The organism is Rhodococcus sp. 06-470-2, from assembly GCF_002258235.1.
In the GTDB taxonomy this organism is placed as follows: domain Bacteria; phylum Actinomycetota; class Actinomycetes; order Mycobacteriales; family Mycobacteriaceae; genus Rhodococcoides.
Window position 1 is genome coordinate 87,338 of the sequence record NZ_NOYB01000024.1, and the last position, 17,052, is coordinate 104,389.

The 17,052-nt window shown below is 64.7% G+C and carries 13 protein-coding genes; 9 read left to right on the top strand and 4 right to left on the bottom strand.

Annotated features, from left to right (window positions below; genetic code table 11):
• The first annotated feature begins 25 nt into the window (after positions 1-25).
• From CH276_RS12990 to CH276_RS13010, 5 genes are read left to right on the top strand one after another with little or no spacing between them, the layout of a single operon-like run.
• Positions 26-226, top strand: coding sequence for an MbtH family protein (locus CH276_RS12990; RefSeq protein WP_254924235.1), 201 nt, complete (start codon positions 26-28; stop codon positions 224-226).
• On the top strand, positions 226-1,551 hold the full coding sequence (locus CH276_RS12995) for an aminotransferase class III-fold pyridoxal phosphate-dependent enzyme (protein ID WP_094630801.1): 1,326 nt from the start codon (positions 226-228) through the stop codon (positions 1,549-1,551). The genes CH276_RS12990 and CH276_RS12995 overlap by 1 nt, the downstream gene beginning before the upstream one ends.
• The gene (locus tag CH276_RS13000; RefSeq protein WP_176459237.1) at positions 1,548-3,377 is read left to right on the top strand and encodes a non-ribosomal peptide synthetase; all 1,830 of its coding nucleotides are present in this window, start codon (positions 1,548-1,550) and stop codon (positions 3,375-3,377) included. The genes CH276_RS12995 and CH276_RS13000 overlap by 4 nt, the downstream gene beginning before the upstream one ends.
• Positions 3,371-5,521, top strand: coding sequence for an MMPL family transporter (locus CH276_RS13005; RefSeq protein WP_032394971.1), 2,151 nt, complete (start codon positions 3,371-3,373; stop codon positions 5,519-5,521). The genes CH276_RS13000 and CH276_RS13005 overlap by 7 nt, the downstream gene beginning before the upstream one ends.
• A gap of 44 nt (positions 5,522-5,565) precedes the next feature.
• Positions 5,566-7,005: a serine hydrolase domain-containing protein gene (locus CH276_RS13010; protein ID WP_254924234.1), complete on the top strand. Its 1,440-nt coding sequence runs from the start codon at positions 5,566-5,568 to the stop codon at positions 7,003-7,005.
• Between the two features lie 74 nt (positions 7,006-7,079).
• Here CH276_RS13010 and CH276_RS13015 read toward each other — a convergent pair whose 3' ends face one another.
• The gene (locus CH276_RS13015) at positions 7,080-8,456 is read right to left on the bottom strand and encodes an NAD-dependent succinate-semialdehyde dehydrogenase (RefSeq protein WP_094630797.1); all 1,377 of its coding nucleotides are present in this window, start codon (positions 8,454-8,456) and stop codon (positions 7,080-7,082) included.
• 239 nt (positions 8,457-8,695) lie between these two features.
• On the opposite strand from CH276_RS13015, the gene CH276_RS13020 reads away from it, so the two are divergent.
• Positions 8,696-10,933, top strand: coding sequence for an NADP-dependent isocitrate dehydrogenase (locus CH276_RS13020; RefSeq protein ID WP_032394973.1), 2,238 nt, complete (start codon positions 8,696-8,698; stop codon positions 10,931-10,933).
• Positions 10,934-11,118: 185 nt separating this feature from the next.
• On the opposite strand, the gene CH276_RS13025 is transcribed toward CH276_RS13020, so the two are convergent.
• A complete protein-coding gene (locus tag CH276_RS13025) occupies positions 11,119-12,012 on the bottom strand; it encodes a LysR family transcriptional regulator (RefSeq protein ID WP_094630880.1) in 894 nt (297 codons plus the stop codon).
• Positions 12,013-12,094: 82 nt separating this feature from the next.
• On the opposite strand from CH276_RS13025, the gene CH276_RS13030 reads away from it, so the two are divergent.
• From CH276_RS13030 to CH276_RS13040, 3 genes are read left to right on the top strand one after another with little or no spacing between them, the layout of a single operon-like run.
• Positions 12,095-13,528: a CitMHS family transporter gene (locus CH276_RS13030; RefSeq protein WP_094630795.1), complete on the top strand. Its 1,434-nt coding sequence runs from the start codon at positions 12,095-12,097 to the stop codon at positions 13,526-13,528.
• Positions 13,525-14,877: an acyclic terpene utilization AtuA family protein gene (locus tag CH276_RS13035; RefSeq protein WP_094630878.1), complete on the top strand. Its 1,353-nt coding sequence runs from the start codon at positions 13,525-13,527 to the stop codon at positions 14,875-14,877. The genes CH276_RS13030 and CH276_RS13035 overlap by 4 nt, the downstream gene beginning before the upstream one ends.
• A complete protein-coding gene (locus tag CH276_RS13040; protein ID WP_094630793.1) occupies positions 14,874-15,188 on the top strand; it encodes an AtuA-related protein in 315 nt (104 codons plus the stop codon). The genes CH276_RS13035 and CH276_RS13040 overlap by 4 nt, the downstream gene beginning before the upstream one ends.
• Here the strand turns inward: CH276_RS13040 and CH276_RS13045 are convergent.
• The gene (locus CH276_RS13045) at positions 15,185-16,021 is read right to left on the bottom strand and encodes an adenylate/guanylate cyclase domain-containing protein (protein WP_176459238.1); all 837 of its coding nucleotides are present in this window, start codon (positions 16,019-16,021) and stop codon (positions 15,185-15,187) included. The genes CH276_RS13040 and CH276_RS13045 overlap by 4 nt on opposite strands.
• On the bottom strand, positions 16,018-16,998 hold the full coding sequence (locus CH276_RS13050; RefSeq protein ID WP_094630874.1) for a GlxA family transcriptional regulator: 981 nt from the start codon (positions 16,996-16,998) through the stop codon (positions 16,018-16,020). Before CH276_RS13050 ends, CH276_RS13045 begins: the two co-directional genes overlap by 4 nt.
• Positions 16,999-17,052: the final 54 nt, after the last annotated feature.

The window sequence follows — 17,052 nt, forward strand, 5'->3', positions numbered from 1 at the left end:
CCAGTCGAAGGAACAGGGGATCACAGTGCAGGACTACATTTCCGAATGGACCGTCGTACGAAACGACGAGGAGCAGCATTCGATCTGGCCGGCGAAGCGACCACTGCCGCTGGGGTGGTACGAGGTCGGATTCACCGGCGACCGTGAGGCGTGCCTGGACCACATCGAATCGGTGTGGACCGACATTCGCCCACTGTCGCTACGTCGCGCGCTGGGGGTGGCGTGATGACCGTCGTCGACACCGCGTCGGGAGTCCCCGCATCACTGGCCCGGACTCTCGTGGGCGACTTCCTGCCGATGACCATCGACATCGAGCGTTCGTCCGGTTCCTACCTCTGGGACGAGGCTGCCGGACGACCGGTCCTGGACATGGGGATGTTCTTCTCGTCGTCCCCGCTCGGCCACAACCCCACACCGCTCGCGCATATCGAAGCCGAGCGAAAATTGTTGGCAGCAGCCAAGATGAAGCCCTCGAACCCGGATTTCGCGTCTCGAGTCCTGGCCGATTCGGTCTCGACCTTTCGTCGTCTGCTCATGCCGGAGGACATGCCGCACCTGTTCCTCATAGACGGTGGTGCGGCTGCAGTCGAGAACGCACTCAAGGTCGCCTTCGACTGGAAATCCCAGCGAGCAGGCACCGACGAAACGAATCTTCAAGCGCTGCATCTTCGTTGGGCCTTCCATGGCCGCAGCGGCTACACCATGTCGCTGACCAACACCGATCCGGCCAAGACGGCGCGATTCCCCAAATTCGACTGGCCCAGAATCGATGCCCCGGCTCGCGGTGAGGATGGCGGTGACGACGCCGACCGAGCCGGTCTCAGTGAGGCCGAACGTCGGGCACTCGCGGAGATCGAAGCGACCCTCGTCGCCGACGGTGACAGGATCGCGTGCTTCGTCTACGAGCCGATTCAAGGGGAAGGCGGCGACCGACACCTGGGTGCTGCATTCCTCAGGGCCGTGCAGTCGCTGTGCATCGAGCACGACGTCCTCACCGTCGCGGACGAGGTCCAGACCGGAGGCGGCACGGTCGGCGCTCGGTGGGCGCACGAGGCACTGGGATTGCGTCCCGACTTGGTGGCATTCGGTAAGCGCCTGCAGGTGTGCGGGGTCATCGGGGGCCGTCGCGTCGACGATCTCGACACCAATGCGTTCGCCGTACCGGGACGGATCAGCTCGACCTGGGGTGGTTCGTTGGTCGATCTGGTGCGCTTCGCACTGCTCTACGAGTACATCGCGCGAGAGAACGTGATCGCGCGAGCGGCGGCGATGGGTCCCTTCGTGCGCGCCGGACTCGACGCGATGGTCGGTTCCTCGGATGGTCACGTGACGTCGGCTCGGTCACGGGGCCTGTGGGGGGCCGTCACAGTGTCATCGCGCGAACTGCGTGACGCGGTGCTCGGCATCGCATTGGACGAGTACGACACGGTGCTTCTGCCGTGCGGGACGAGGTCGATCCGTTGGCGTCCGTCCCTGTTGGTCACCGAACAAGAGTTGGCGCTCTCGTTCGACGCAGTGACTCGGTCACTGACCGCGGCGGTTCGCTCGTGACAGCCTTCGTCGACGATCTCGCGTTCACCGGGCTCTCGGAGCGCTTCGGCGATCGGCCCGTGCAGCTGTGCGTGGACGGTGAATTGGGTGTCACCGCACTCGAAGAGCGGAGCGCGCAGGTCCGCGAGGCCTTGACGCGCGCCGGGGTCGGCCGCGGGCACGTCGTCGCAGTGAAGGGCCGCCGCGACTCCTGGTTGTTCCCGACCTTGCTGGGCATTCTCGGTGCAGGCGCGGCGTACACGGTCATTCCGTACAACAGTCCCCAGGCAGTCGAGGCGCAGTTGCTCGAGACCATCGAGCCGGCCGCCATGGTGGTGTGGGAGGACCTGCACCCGGCGTCCTGGCACGGACGGCCTTCGATTGCCCTCGGCGACGCCGTCTTCTTTCTGTTCGGTTCGTTCGAGCCGACTTCCCCCTCACCGCGCAGCGTCGACGATCCCGCCTACATCATCAGCACGTCCGGGACGTCGGGTAGGCCGAAAGCCGTTCTGGTACCGCACCGAGCGGTGCTTGCTTTTCTCGACGCGGCCCGCGGGGTCGTCGCCCTGTCGAAATGCGATGTCGTGGCGGCGCGGTCGTCGGCTGCCTTCGATCTGTCGGTGTGGGAGTTGTTCGCATCGGTGGGGGCGGGTGCCACCGCTGTACTCGTCGTGGAGGCTGTTGCGGCCGATACTGCCCGGCTGCACGAGTTGCTCGAGCAGACAGGTGCGTCCGTGCTCTCGACCACGCCGTCCGCGGCATATCAACTCGGTGCGTACGACGAGACGATCGGTGGCGGGCTGGCGCTGCGATCTCTGCTCGTGGGCGGCGAAGCCTCCGACGGCGGCAGGCTTGCCGACGTCATGGCCGCACCGTCCTTCGGCCGGTGTCGACTGGTCAATTGGTACGGTCCGACCGAGGTCACTGTGTCCTGCACCGGCGGCGAACTCGTCGAACAGGATCTCGCCGAGCCGAGGACGCCCATCGGGCCCGCACTGTCGGGCGTGAGAGCGGCGGTACTACCGGCCGCTGACGGTGTCGGTTCCGCCGACGGCCTCGGACAGCTGGCAGTGGGCGGCGACCAGCTCGCACACGGATACCTTGGGAACCCGCGTGCGACCGCAGCAGCGTTCGTCCCGGACCCTGAAGGCCACGGTGATCGGTTGTATCTCACCGGGGACATCGTCGGTACAGACGCAGGCGACCGTTTCGTGTATCACGGCCGCGCCGACGACCAGGTGCAGTTGCGGGGGTACCGGCTCGAGCTCGGCGAGGTGGAACGAGCGATCGCGAAGCACCCGGCAATCCGGTGGTCGCATGCCACGGTCGGCGGCACCGACCTCGATGTTCTCGTCGCGTATTTCGCGACCTTCGACGATGGCGATCTCGATCGTGCGGAGCTGTGGTCCCACCTCTACCGCACGCTCCCGCGCCACGCAGTACCTGCCGCTCTGGTGAAGGTGGTCGAGGTTCCCGTGACCGTGGGGCAGAAGTTGGATGTTGTGAAGTTGCCGGCGCCGGTGATCACCGACTTCGTTGCCGGTTCGACCGCGGGCCGGGCGGCGGAGACCGAAACCGAGGAGAGGCTGTTGACGCTGTGGCGACGGCTGTTGGGAATCGAGGAGATCGGTACCGATCACCACTTCTTCGCGCTGGGCGGCCACTCCTTGTTGGTCGCGCGCTTGGTCAACGGCATCGCCCGCGAGTTCGGGGTGCGGTTGCAGTTGGCGGACGTAGTGGAGGGACTGACCGTGCGCGAGATCGCGTCGGTCGTGGACAGAGAAACGAATCGTCTGTCGGTCGGCGCATCGGCGTCGAACCGTGGACAGGAGGAGATGTCATGGTGACCACGAGTGAGAGGCCCCCGATCGAGGACGCGACGGCGGATGGCTCCATTCTGGAGCGTTTCGCGGCGGTGGCCAGGTGGAGTTACCGTCATCGTCTCGCAGTGCTTGCGGGATGGCTTGTGGCGCTGGTGTTGTCGGCCGGTGCATACGTCGGACTCGGCATGTCCGAGTTGTCTCCGGCGGACGGGTTCGTCGGCGAGTCCGGCGCGGCGGAGCAACTGGAAACGGGCTCGGACTTCCTGTCCTCGCGAACCGAAACCATTCTGGTGCAGGGTAGCTCGGCGGAGGACTCCGATCGCATCGCAGACGAGTTGTCGGCTGCGCTGATGGGGACGGCGCAGGAGCCTCCGGAGAAGTTGACGGCCGCTACCGGCGATCAGCGAGTTCTGCAGGTGCTGTTGCCCGACGAGCAGGCATCGCCGTCCGAGCGTGTGCAGGGGATCGATTCTGCGATCGAGAGCGCCCGCGAAGCCAACCCGGGTGCTGCCATATCTGCTACCGGGCCCATCTCGGTGCAAGCCGACGTCACCACCAGTTACGGTGAGCGACTTGTGTTGCTGGAAATGCTCAGCCTCCCCGTCACGGCCGTCGTGCTGTTTCTCGTGTTCGCCGGTCTGATCGCCACCTTGATTCCGCTTGTCACCGGCCTCGCCGTGGTGGCACTGGCCATCCTCTGGAGCGGGCCGACGTCATTGTTGGTGCCCATGGAGAGCAACCAGATGAGTGTCATTCTGCTGATGGGTCTCGCTCTTGGCGTGGACTATTCGTTGTTCTTCGTCAGGCGGGCCCGCGAGGAGTTCGCCCGGTCCGGTGACGCCGACGCAGCCGCAACGATCGCGGTGTCGATGACGGTGCGCTCTGTTCTGGTGGCGGGGCTGGTGACCGGTGTTTCGGTGATCGCAGCCTTCCTGACCGAATCGCCGATTTTCCACTCGCTCACACTCGGCATCATTCTCGTCGTCGTCGCCGCGATGCTTGCATCGATCACGCTGCTGCCTGCGCTGCTGGCATTGGGACGTCGACGAGTGGTTCGGCAGCTGTTCGGCAAGACTCCGGACGACGCAGCGGAGGAGACAGGGTTCTGGGGTCGTCTGTCGGGCAATGTCGTTCGGCGCCCCATGCCTGCGCTGCTCGCCGGACTGGCCGTGATGGTCTTGTTGGCCGCACCGGTCGCGACCATGAAGCTGCAGTTCCCGGGAACGGACAGCATGCCGCGCACCTTCGAGACGCTGCGCACGCTGGACGACGTCTCCGAACAGTTCCCTCTGTACGGCGTCAGCCACACCGTGGTCACCGAGACCGGCGGTGACGTCGCCGGTGCCTCGGCCGTACTCACCGACATCGCCGAGGCCGCGGCCGGCTTGCCCGGATTCGACGGGCAGGTACGTGACGTTCAGATCTCCACGGACAGGTCGGTGGCGCGCATCGAGATCGGCACCGACTCGGACGGTATCGATGCACAGGCGGCGAAGGATTCTCTGAACGAGTTGCGAAGCAACGTTGTTCCGGAGTTCGCGGGCGGTCGTGACATTCTCGTCGGTGGTGAGACCGCGGTCAGCGTCGACGTTTCGCAGTCGACCTCGCGTGATCTTCTGATCGTCATACCGATCGTCCTCCTGGTCGCCTTCGCGCTGATCTACCTCGCCTTCCGCAGTGTGGGGCTCGCCGCGCTGAGCGTGGGTCTGAACCTGCTGTCCGTCCTCGCGTCCTACGGCATCCTGGTGCTGTTGTTCCAGTACGGCTGGGGTGCAACGGTGTTCGGTTCGGAGTACGTCGGTCCGGTGGTGACTCTGCTGCCGGTGATGATGCTGGTGATCCTCATCGGGTTGTCGATGGACTACCACGTCTTCATCCTCACTCGGGTGCGAGAGGCGTTCGGTCGCGGCCTCGGCGTCGAGGATGCCGTCCGGCAGGGTGTGGTCCGGTCAGCACCGCCGGTCACCGCGGCTGCGGCCGTGATGGTGGTGATCTTCGCGATGTTCACGCTGTTGCCGACGCCGGAGATGAAGCAGCTCGGTGTCGGGCTCGCCGCGGCAATCGCTCTCGACGCGACCGTTGTTCGCGGCATTCTCGTCCCTGCTGCCCTACGCCTGCTGGGGGCGAGCGTGTGGAAGCGCTCACTCGACGGCGCGGGCCATCACTGATCACGAAACCGGCCGATCGCACCACGGACAGGAGCTCGACAAGGATGGCGACCGTAGCGGCATGTACCCGACGACTCGCCGTGGGACTGCTCATGACTCTGACCTTCCTCCTCGGGCTCACGCCCGGTCCTGCTGCGGCAGTAACACTCTCGAACACCGATCTGCAGAATGCAGTGGACGAGTGGGCGGCCGAGATCGGAGCCCCGGGAATGTCGGTCCAGGTTCTGGACTCGGACACGGTGGTGGGGGAAGCATCGAACGGTGTCGACGGCAACGGCGAGCCCGTCGATGCCTCGACACCGTTCGTGTGGGGCTCGGTGTCCAAACAATTCACGGCGGCCACCGTCCTCGGGCTGGAACGGCAGGGTGTACTCGACGAGTCGACGCCCGTCGTGGACATCGTCCCGGGAGCACGGAACATGCTGGGCGACCCGGCAACGTCAGTCGGCGACCTGATGCACCACACCAGTGGCTTGCCGCACGACATCACCGTCACCGACGATTGGTCCCGGCGTGGCTCGGCCGTCGACGCAATTGCGACCATCCCGCAGCCGGTGGGGACGACCGAACGTGGATCGTTCCGCTATTCGAGCCTGAACTACATGCTCCTGCAGGCAGTGGTCGAGACCGTGACCGGTGAGTCGTTCGCCGATGCACTCGACGCCCAGGTCCTCTCGCCCGCAGACACCTCCGCCATCACCGATCCGGAACAGTTCACCGACGACGTTCCACCGGGCCATGTGCCGTTTTTCGGCTCGGCGCGACCCATCGACGTAGGAGTGGATTCGGCGGGTCTGGGCTACGGCTACCTCGCGGGCTCCACGGGCGATCTCGGACGGTACGCATCATGGCGACTGAGTCGGCTGCAGGGCGGCGAGGACACGGCTCCCGAGGTCGACACCGGCGAGGGCACCGAGTACGGCGACGGTCTGTTTCACGAGAAGATCGCAGGCCAGGACGTGTGGTGGCATTCCGGAGCCGTCCCCGGCTACTACGCCTACGTTGCATTCGTACCCGCCCTGGACAGAGCAATGGTGTTGGCCACCAATCGATACGGTGAAATCGAAGCAGAACATATCGCTGCGGTAGGAAGAAATCTCACCACGCTCGTCATCGACGGGTCGACCACAGGACTACCGTCGTCGTCGGCTCCGATGGTGCTGGGTACCATTTTCGCGGCCGTGGCTGTCCTGCTCGCCATCGTCGTCTGGGTAACCGTTCGGCTGTTCACGGGGCAGGTGCGACAGCGTTCGCTCGGTGGTGCCGCACTTCGGATCGCGATCACCACGGTGTTGGGCGGGTCGGTGCTGATCGGTGCCTACATCGGGGTGCCGACGATCGTCGGTGCGTCACTGTCCGTCATGGCGCTGTGGGCACCCGACGTCACCCTGGCGTTCTGGATTCTGCTCGGCACGGTGTTTCTCGCATCTGCACTGGTGGTGACCGATCAGGTGGTCAACTACGGTCGAATTCGGCAGACCTGATCGGTCGGACGAACCCACACGGACGAACTGCTCCCCGGCCGCAGGGCCGGGGAGCAGCGTCGGTCGAGGTGGTCCTACTTGGCGGAGACGCGGACCAACTTCTTGTTCACGAACTCGTCCATGCCCCACGGTCCCAGCTCACGGCCGACGCCGGAGCGCTTGACGCCGCCGAACGGCAGGCCCGGCAGGGTGGTGCCGTGCTCGTTGACGAAGGCCATACCGACCTCGAGCTGCTCGGCCACGTCGCGGGCCTTGTCCAGATCGGCGCTCCACACCGAGCCGCTCAGGCCGTAGGCGGAGGAGTTCGCCAATTCGATTGCCTGCTGCGGGCTTTCGACCTTGTAGATCACTGCGGCCGGTCCGAACAGCTCTTCGCTGTACGCACGCATGTCGGGGGTGACGTCGGTCAGCAGCGTGGGCTGCACGAAAGCACCCGGTCCGTCGATCTTCTTGCCGCCGGTGAGCAGTGTCGCGCCCTTGGCGACGGCGTCGTCGATCTGCTCGATCAACGTGTCGGCCGCTGTCTGTGACGACAGTGGGCCGAGCGTGGTGTTCGCGTCCAGCGGGTCGCCGGTCTGCACGGCCTCGAACGAGGCGGTGAGCTTGGTGACGAAGTCGTCGTAGTGCTCCTCGGCGACGAGGATGCGCTTGGCGGCGTTGCAGGCCTGACCTGCGTTGGAGAGTCGCGCCCTGGTCGCGGACTCGACTGTTGCATCCATGTCGTCGGAGTCGAGCATGATGAACACGTCCGATCCGCCCAGCTCCAGGACGACCTTCTTGAGGTTGCGTCCTGCTGTTTCGGCGACGGACGTTCCGGCTCGCTCGCTACCGGTGAGCGAGACGCCCTGCACGCGTGGATCGGCGATCATGTCGGCGATCTGCTCGTTGGTCGCGAAGATGTTGATGTACGCGTCCTGGGGGAGTCCGGCCTGCTGGAAGATCTCCTCCATCAGCAGCGCCGACTGCGGGCAGTTGGGTGCGTGCTTGAGCAGAATCGTGTTGCCCACCATCAGGTTCGGGCCGGCGAACCGAGCCACCTGGTAGCAGGGGAAGTTCCACGGCATCACGCCGACGAGCGCGCCGACCGGCTTGCGCTGCAGCACAGTGTCTTCCGCACCGGGTACGTCGAGCTTCTCGTCCTCGAGCAGAGCGGGGCCGTTGTCGGCGTAGTAGCGGTAGATGTTCGACGACAGCTCCACCTCACCCTGGGATTCGGTGAGTGGCTTGCCCATTTCGAGTGAGATGGTCCTGGCCAGCTCGTCGGAGCGTTCGGTGTAGAGGTCGGCGACCTTGTGCAGAATTTCGGCGCGATGCTTCGGTGAGGTCTTGCGCCACGTCCGGAATCCGGCGTCTGCGTCGGCGAGCGCGCGCTCGACACCGGCCGAGTCGAGGGTTTCGAATTCCTTGACGGTTGTGCCGTCGGCGGGATTGACAGTCTTGTAGGTCGTCATGATTCGTTCAACGGTCGGGGAGGGGTCTGTTGTTCCAATTCGGGCAAATCGGATGCTCCGACGGTGGTCAGGGGCGGATCGAGGAACGCTGCGAAAACCTATGAGCGCCCTACTGGTCGGTAACTTGGAATCGCAGGTGGAGTGATACCCCACTGCCCCGCACATCGGCGGGTTCAAAGATTAAAGTCGACGGTGGACGCATCCAAAAGACGACGTTGAAACTGAGGCAAAGGCGAAACATGACAGCGAAGAAGCCGACCATCATCTATACCCTGACCGACGAGGCGCCGATGTTGGCGACTCACGCGTTTCTGCCGGTCATACGTTCTTTCGCCAGCGCGGCCGAGATCAACGTCGAGTCGAGTGACATCTCCGTTGCCAACCGCATCCTCGCCGAGTTCCCCGATTACCTGAACGAAGACCAGCGAGTGACCGACAACCTCGCCGAGCTGGGCAAGCTGACTCAGCTGCCCGAGACCAACATCATCAAGCTGCCGAACATCAGCGCATCGGTGCCGCAGTTGCTCGCTGCCGTCAAGGAACTGCAGGACAAGGGCTACGCGATCCCCGACTTCCCCGGCAACCCGAAGACCGACGAAGAGCGCGAGATCCGCGACCGGTACACCAAGTGCCTCGGCAGCGCGGTCAATCCTGTTCTGCGTGAGGGTAACTCGGACCGCCGTGCACCCAAGGCGGTCAAGGAGTTCGCCCGCAAGCACCCGCACTCCATGACCGAATGGTCGATGGCGTCACGCACCCACGTCGCGCACATGCGCGAGGGCGATTTCTACCACGGAGAGAAGTCGACGGTCGTCGACGGAGACCGTGAGATCAAGATGGAACTGCTGCCCGCGGACGGCGAGCCGATCGTGCTCAAGGAGAAGGTCTCGCTCACCGACGGTGACGTGATCGACTCGATGTTCATGAGCAAGAAGGCGCTCCTCGACTTCTACGAGGAGCAGATGCAGGACGCCTACGAGACCGGCGTCATGCTGTCCCTCCACGTGAAGGCCACGATGATGCGGGTATCGCACCCCATCGTGTTCGGCCACGCCGTTCGCGTGTTCTACAAGGACGCGTTCGCCAAGCACAACGAGATCTTCGAAGAGCTGGGCGTCAACGTCAACAACGGCCTGTCGGACCTGTACGCCAAGATCGAGACACTCCCGGCGTCCAAGCGTGACGAAATCATCGAAGACCTGCACAAGTGTCACGAGACCCGTCCGGAACTCGCGATGGTCGACTCCGCCCGCGGAATCTCGAACTTCCACTCGCCCAGCGACGTCATCGTCGACGCATCGATGCCCGCGATGATCCGCGCCGGCGGCAAGATGTGGGGAGCCGACGGTCGTCCCAAGGACACCAAGGCCGTCAACCCCGAGTCGACGTTCTCCCGGATCTACCAGGAGATGGTGAACTTCTGCAAGACCAACGGACAGTTCGATCCGACGACGATGGGCACCGTCCCCAACGTCGGCCTGATGGCGCAGAAGGCCGAAGAGTACGGCTCGCACGACAAGACCTTCGAGGTACCGAAGGCAGGCGTCGCCAACATCACCGATATCGCCACCGGCGAGGTACTGCTCACGCAGACCGTCGAAGAGGGCGACATCTGGCGTCTGTGCATCGTCAAGGACGCGCCGATCCAGGACTGGGTCAAGCTCGCCGTGACACGCGCCCGTGAGTCCGGAATGCCGGTCGTCTTCTGGCTCGACCCGTACCGCCCGCACGAGAACGAGCTCATCGGCAAGGTGCGCACGTACCTTAAGGATCACGACACCGAGGGCCTCGACATCCAGATCATGTCGCAGGTTCGCGCAATCCGGTACACGATGGAGCGTCTGGTCCGCGGACTCGACACCATCTCCGCGACCGGCAACATTCTGCGCGACTACCTCACCGACCTGTTCCCGATCCTCGAGCTCGGCACCAGCGCCAAGATGCTCTCCATCGTTCCTCTGATGGCAGGCGGCGGACTGTACGAAACGGGTGCGGGTGGCTCGGCTCCCAAGCACGTCAAGCAGCTCATCGAGGAGAACCACCTGCGCTGGGACTCGCTCGGCGAGTTCCTGGCTCTGGCAGTGAGCCTCGAAGACCTCGGCACCAAGACCGGCGACGTCAAGGCGACCATCCTCGCCAAGGCACTCGACGCCGCCACCGGCAAGCTGCTCGAGAACAGCAAGGGCCCGTCGCGCTCGACCGGTGAACTCGACAACCGCGGCAGCCAGTTCTACCTCGCCCTCTACTGGGCCGAGGAGTTGGCCGCACAGACCGAGGACACCGAACTGGCCAAGCACTTCGCCGCACTGGCGAAGACGCTGTCGGAGAACGAAGACAAGATCGTCTCCGAGCTCAACGAGGTCCAGGGCAAGGCAGTCGACATCGGCGGCTACTACTACCCGGACCCCGAAGCCACCGCTGCAGTGATGCGTCCGTCCAAGACCTTCAACGAGGCTCTGGAGTCGTTCAAGCTGTAGTTTCTCTGGCTCACCCCCATCGAATGAATGGTCCATTCACGCGCTCAGACGTACTGAATGGGCCATTCATTCGTATTGGGGTGCACCAGAATTCGGTCCACCACCCACCCCGTTCGGAGCCGGCCCCGCCCACCCCGTTCGGATCAATGTGACTTTCACGCGCTCAGACGTACTGAATGGACCATTCATGCGTTACGGGGCGGCACCAAGATGTCGAGAAACGCCGTACAGCTCGCACTGTGGCGACGCCCTGGCAGTTGGACAACGGAGATCGTGCGATGGATCGTCGGCTCGATGGGCAGGTAGACGAGGCTCGCGAACGACATCATCGGCACCACCAATTCCGGGATGACGGTGATGCCGAGTCCCGCCGCGGTCAGGCCCGCCACCGCGGCCACGTTGTGTGCCTGAACCGACGGTCCGACGTCGACTCCGGCGTTTTCCAGTGCCAGTCGCACGTGCGACGCGATGCTCGATTCCGGGCCGAAGGCTATGAACGGCTCGTCGGCGAGGTCGGTCCATCTCAGGCTCTTGCGCTGCGCCAGAGCGTGATTCGACGGTAGTGCGCACACGAATGCGTCGGTGCTGACTGTCGTACGCATCAAATCGTTCGCTCGCCCCGAGGCAGCAACCACCGCGAAATCCACGGAACCGTCACGTACGGAGGCCACTACGTCGTCGCGCAGGCCGTCCCTGATGTGCACTGAGACATCGGGATGGCTGTCGCGGAATCCGACGATGTACGGCGGGAGGAACGTCGCCGCGATCGACGGTAGGCACGCGATGGTGACGGTTCCGCGGTCGCCCGAGACGAAGCGCCCGATCTGCTCCAGGCCGTCATCGAACTCGAGCAAGACCCGACGGGCATAGGCCGTCACGTCGTGTCCATCACCGGTGAGGTCGACGCTGCGGGTGGTGCGTACGAACAGTCGCACGCCCAGGCGGCGCTCCGCCTCGGCGACCGTGCGACTGAGGTTTGGTTGTGAAACCCCGAGGGACGCGGCCGCCGAGGTGAAGCTCGCGAGATCGGCCAGCGCCACGATGGCCCGTAGGTGTGCGATGCCGAGATTGATGCTCACAGCGAATGAATCTATACCCAACTGATGTTGGACTGCGTAAGTGATCTGCACAACACTCGACGTATTCGATGAAGGAGATCACATGCTGTCGCTGCTCGGCTTCGGGACGATTGCCGTCATCCTGCTGCTGTTGTTCACCCAACGCGTCGCGGCCATCGTTGCGCTCGCGGGTGTCCCACTCGCTGCTGCGTTCCTGGCCGGCAACTCACCGTCCGAGGTGGCAGGGTTCGTCAAGGACGGGCTGGGTGGCGTGGTGGGCGTCGCGGCCATGTTCCTGTTCGCGATTGTCTTCTTCGGGATCATGCGCGACGCAGGTCTGTTCGATCCCATCATCGCCCGCATCGTGCGCTGGGCAGGTAGCGCCCCGCCGACCGTCGCAGTCGCGACCACTGCCCTCGCCGTGGTGGCTCACCTCGACGGTGCCGGCGCAACCACGTTCCTGATCGCAGTCCCCGCCATGCTGCCGATCTACGAACGTCTCGGTATGAGCAGACTCGTTCTGGCCACCTGCGTCGGTCTCGGTGCCGGAGTGATGAACATGGTCCCCTGGGGTGGTCCGACTGCTCGCGCTGCAGCAACTGTGGGTGTCGACGCCAACGAACTGTGGGTCCCGCTGATTCCTGCTCAGATCGTCGGGGTCGTGTTGGCACTGGGTGCTGCCTACTACCTGGGTCGGCGTGAGCGGACCCGTCTGGCCAAGGTTGCCGCGGGCGATGCGTCGGCCGTCGTGGAGGAGTCGACGGCGCGAGTCGCCGAACGCGTATCCGTGGGATCCGGGGATACCGGATCCGCGGTCGGTGACGCGAACGAGGACCCCGGCAGCCCGTCGACCGGCGCGGACGATTCGGACGTTCCGGCAACCGCGTCGAGTGACCGAGCGCTGCTGCGGCCGAAGTTGTTCTGGGTCAACGCCTTCCTGGTAGTCGCGACGTTGGCTGCGTTGATCGCCGCCGTCGCCCCTCCGGAAACCTGCTTCATCATCGCCACTATCGTGGCGCTCCTCGTCAACTACCGCGGAATGAAAGCACAGTCCGCCCGCATCGAGGCCCACGCTGTCGGCGCGATGCTGATGGTCGGCACGTTGTTGGCTGCAGGGGTACTACTCGGTGTGCTCGACGGCAGCGGCATGATCGAGTCCATGGCGGTCAGCGCAGCGAATGCCATTCCGGACGCAATGGCCCCCGCCTTGCCGCTCATCGTCGGCGTGTTCGCCGTCCCGATGAGCCTGATCTTCGGACCGGACGCCTACTACTTCGGCGTGCTGCCGGTCCTCATCGAGGTGGGTGACCAGTTCGGCGTCAGCGCAATCGATCTGGCGCAAGCCTCGATCATCGGTGAGGAAACGGTCGGATTTCCGATCAGCCCGATGACCGGCGCGTTCTACCTTCTGGTGGGTCTCGCGAAAGTCGACATCGGCAGGCACATTCGGCACACGCTGGGGTGGGCGTGGCTGATCAGTCTCGGCATGCTCGGCGTTGCCATGGCCACCGGCGCGATCCCCCTGTGGTCGTCATGAGTCGCGACGGAACGATCCGGCTCGGGGCCGGAGCAGGCTTCGCCGGCGACCGCATCGACCCGGCACAGGTCTTGGCTGAGCGCGGTGAGCTCGACTATCTCATCTTCGAGTGCCTCGGTGAGCGGACGGTTGCAACCGGGCAAGCCCGAAAATTGCTCGATCCCAAAGCGGGCTACGACCCTCTGTTGGCAGCGCGGATGCGTGCAGTTCTCGGGGCGACGACGGAGCAGGGCATCACCGTCGTCACCAACTCCGGAGCCGCGAATCCTGTTGCGGCAGCCGCGGTCGTCGCGCAGGTGGCGGAGCAGGTGTGCTCGCGTTCGGTGCGCGTCGCTGCTGTCACCGGCGACGACGTGCTCGACGCGGTGCGTCGCATCGATCCGGTGGTGTGGGAGACCGGACGCCCGCTGTCGGAGCATTCCGAGGAACTGGTGTCGGCCAACGCGTATATCGGGACCGATGCGGTACTGCCCGCACTCGACGTCGGTGCCGACGTGATCATCACGGGCCGTCTCGCCGATCCGGCGCTGTATCTCGCACCTCTGATGCACGAATTCGGTTGGGCCGGGCAGGATTGGGAGACACTCGGTGCAGGGACAGCCGTCGGGCATCTTCTCGAATGCGCGGGCCAACTGACCGGTGGCTACTTCGCCGACCCGGTCACCAAGCCGGTGCAGGGTTTGGCGAATCTGGGTTTTCCGTTCGGCGACGTATATGCCGATGGCACAGCAGAATTCGGCAAAGTCGACGGCACCGGCGGGGAGCTGACGCGTCGAACGTGCGCCGAGCAGCTGCTCTACGAGGTGGGCAATCCCGCCAGGTATTTGACGCCGGACGTGACCGCCGATTTCACCGGAGTCTCCTTCGAGACCGTCGGACCCGATCGGGTGGCGGTGTCGGGGGCGACGGGCAGTACCCGGCCCGAGGAGCTGAAAGTGACCCTCGGATTCCGCGGCGGTTGGCTCGGTGAGGGGCAACTCAGCTACGCCGGGCCGCACGCGCTGCAACGCGCCGAGCTCGCCGGAGAGATTGTGCAGCAACGACTGTGGGAGGTGCACGGCATTCCGGCAGAGAATGTCGGCATCGAGTACATCGGGGCGGGTGCGGCATTCCGCGGACTTGCTGCCCCAACCGATGTCCCCGAAGTGCGATTGCGCGTCACGGCAAAGGTGCCCAACGCGGAGACAGCCTCGTTGGTGGGGTGGGAAGTCGAAAGTCTGTACACCAACGGCCCGGCCGGGGGAGGTGGCGCACGGAGCAGCAGCGCCGAGGTTCTTGCCATCAGATCGTGTCTCATTCCACGTGCACAGGTAACGACCGCTGTACACACCACGGAGGTGACGGTATGACGACTGTCGACGATCTCGCCGACGTGCGAACCGGGGACAAGGGCGACACCCTGATCCTCGCTGTCTTCCCGCGGACAGACCAACACTACGAGCTACTGGCCCGCGAACTGACTGTAGATGCCGTCGCCACGCATTTCGCACCGCTGGTCACCGGAGACGTGCGCCGCACTGCAATGCCTCTGGTCTCCGGGTTGGTGTTCGAGCTACCCGGCGTGCTCGGTGGGGGAGTGACGGGTAGCCCGGTGCTCGACGGTCACGGAAAGTGTCTGAGCTACCACCTGCTGAGTATGGCTGTGGGCGAGCAGATCTAGCCGAGTTGCTCGACCTCGGCGTCGGGCAACACCGGCAGCGCAACCGGATACAACTGGAAACTTCCGCTCATTCCCTTGAGTTCGACGTCGCGGGGCGTTCCGAGAGTCAGATCATGCGCCGCGCCGATTGCATTGCGCACCGGTTCGCTGACCAGAATTTCACCGCCGTCGGCCTGTCCGGCGACGCGTGCGGCCATAGCGACGTTGAGTCCGAAGAGGTCGTCGCCGCGTCGCACGGAACTGCCCACGTGTACGCCCATGCGTACGCGGATGCGGTCCCAGCGGTCGGGGTTCTTCAGCAACGCCTCTTGGACTTTCACCCCGCAGCGCACCGCTTGGGCAGGGTCGGAGAAGGCGATCATGTAGCCGTCGCCTTGGCTCTTGACCACGTGACCTCCGTGGTCGTCGACGTGTTTGCGGATCAGCTTGTTGTGCTTCTCGAGCAGCTTCACCCAGCCGCGGTCGCCGAGTTCCTCGTTGCGTGCGGTGGATCCTTCGATGTCGGAGAACATCACGACGATGTCGCCGTCGGCCGTCATGCGCGCCAAGTCAGGGCGTTCGACCTTGGCCCAGCCGGCGAGGTCTTCGACGGAGTTGCGGACCGTTGCGCCGAAACCCTTGTTGATGAGTAAGTCCGTCGTGTGAAAGGCGGTTCTGATCGCGAAGGGGACCAGGCCTCGTCGCTTACGCCGTTGTTGCGATTCGGCAAGCGCACGGTCCAGGGCACGGCGTGTGCTGCCGAGCTTTCGACGCGAGACGATCAAGACCACGCCGAGAGCGATGATGGCGGCGAGTTCGACTCCGGCAACTATCCACAGGATCACGTCGCTCATCCTTGCCTGTCGGCCGCATCCGTGGGTGCGCAACCGACCGCGAAGTGCCGTCGATACGCCGTCGGGGTCACCGCGAATGCCGAGCGGAAGTTCTGACGCAATGTGACGGGGCTACCGAATCCGCACAGCGTCGCGATGTTCTCGATACTGCGATCGGTGGTTTCGAGCAGGCTCCGAGCTTCCTCGAGTCGTTTGTCCAGCACCCAGCGAGCGGGGGTGGACCCCGTCTCGAGCTGAAACTGGCGGATGAAGCTGCGTCGGCTCATGCGCGCGCGTTCGGCCAGTCGCTCGATGGGCAACGGCTCGTCCAGTCGTTCGAGTGCCCAGCTCTGTACGTCGGCGATCGTGGTGTCTCCGGCTGCTTCGACGACCGGACGTTCGATGTACTGCGCTTGCCCGCCGTCGCGATGGGGTGCGACCACCAGGCTGCGAGCCACCCGCGTCGCCGCAGCCGAACCGAGGTGCTTGCGGACGATGTGGAGGCAGGAATCGATCGACGACGCAGTGCCCGCAGAGGTCATCACGTCACCGTGGTCGATGTAGAGCACGGACTCGTCGACGCCGGCGTGCGCGTTTCGTTCCCGCAGCTCGGGCATTTTCGTCCAGTGTGTGACGGCGGGGCGGCCGGCGAGCAATCCGGTGTCTGCGACGGCAAACGAACCGAGACACAGACCCGCGATTTCCGCGCCTCGCGTATGCGCTCCGCGAAGTGCGTTCGAGAAGTCGGTACCTATGTGCGGCAACGACTCCGGCCAGGACGTCACGATGACGATGTCGGCCCAGTCGACGGTATCGGGCCCAGCGATCCCGCCGACCGGAAACCCCTCCTCGGTGCGGATCGACCCGGCTTCGTCGGACCACACCCGCGTCTCCCAGTCCGGTGCGAGCCCGAGTCGGGTCACCTCGCCGAACACCATCAGCGGCGCAGCGAGGTGGAACATCGTGATGCCATCGAACGCGTAGAGCGCGATGCGCATGGCTGACTCCGATCTCGAACGTTGGCGCAAATCCATCGAAAGTATGCATCCGTG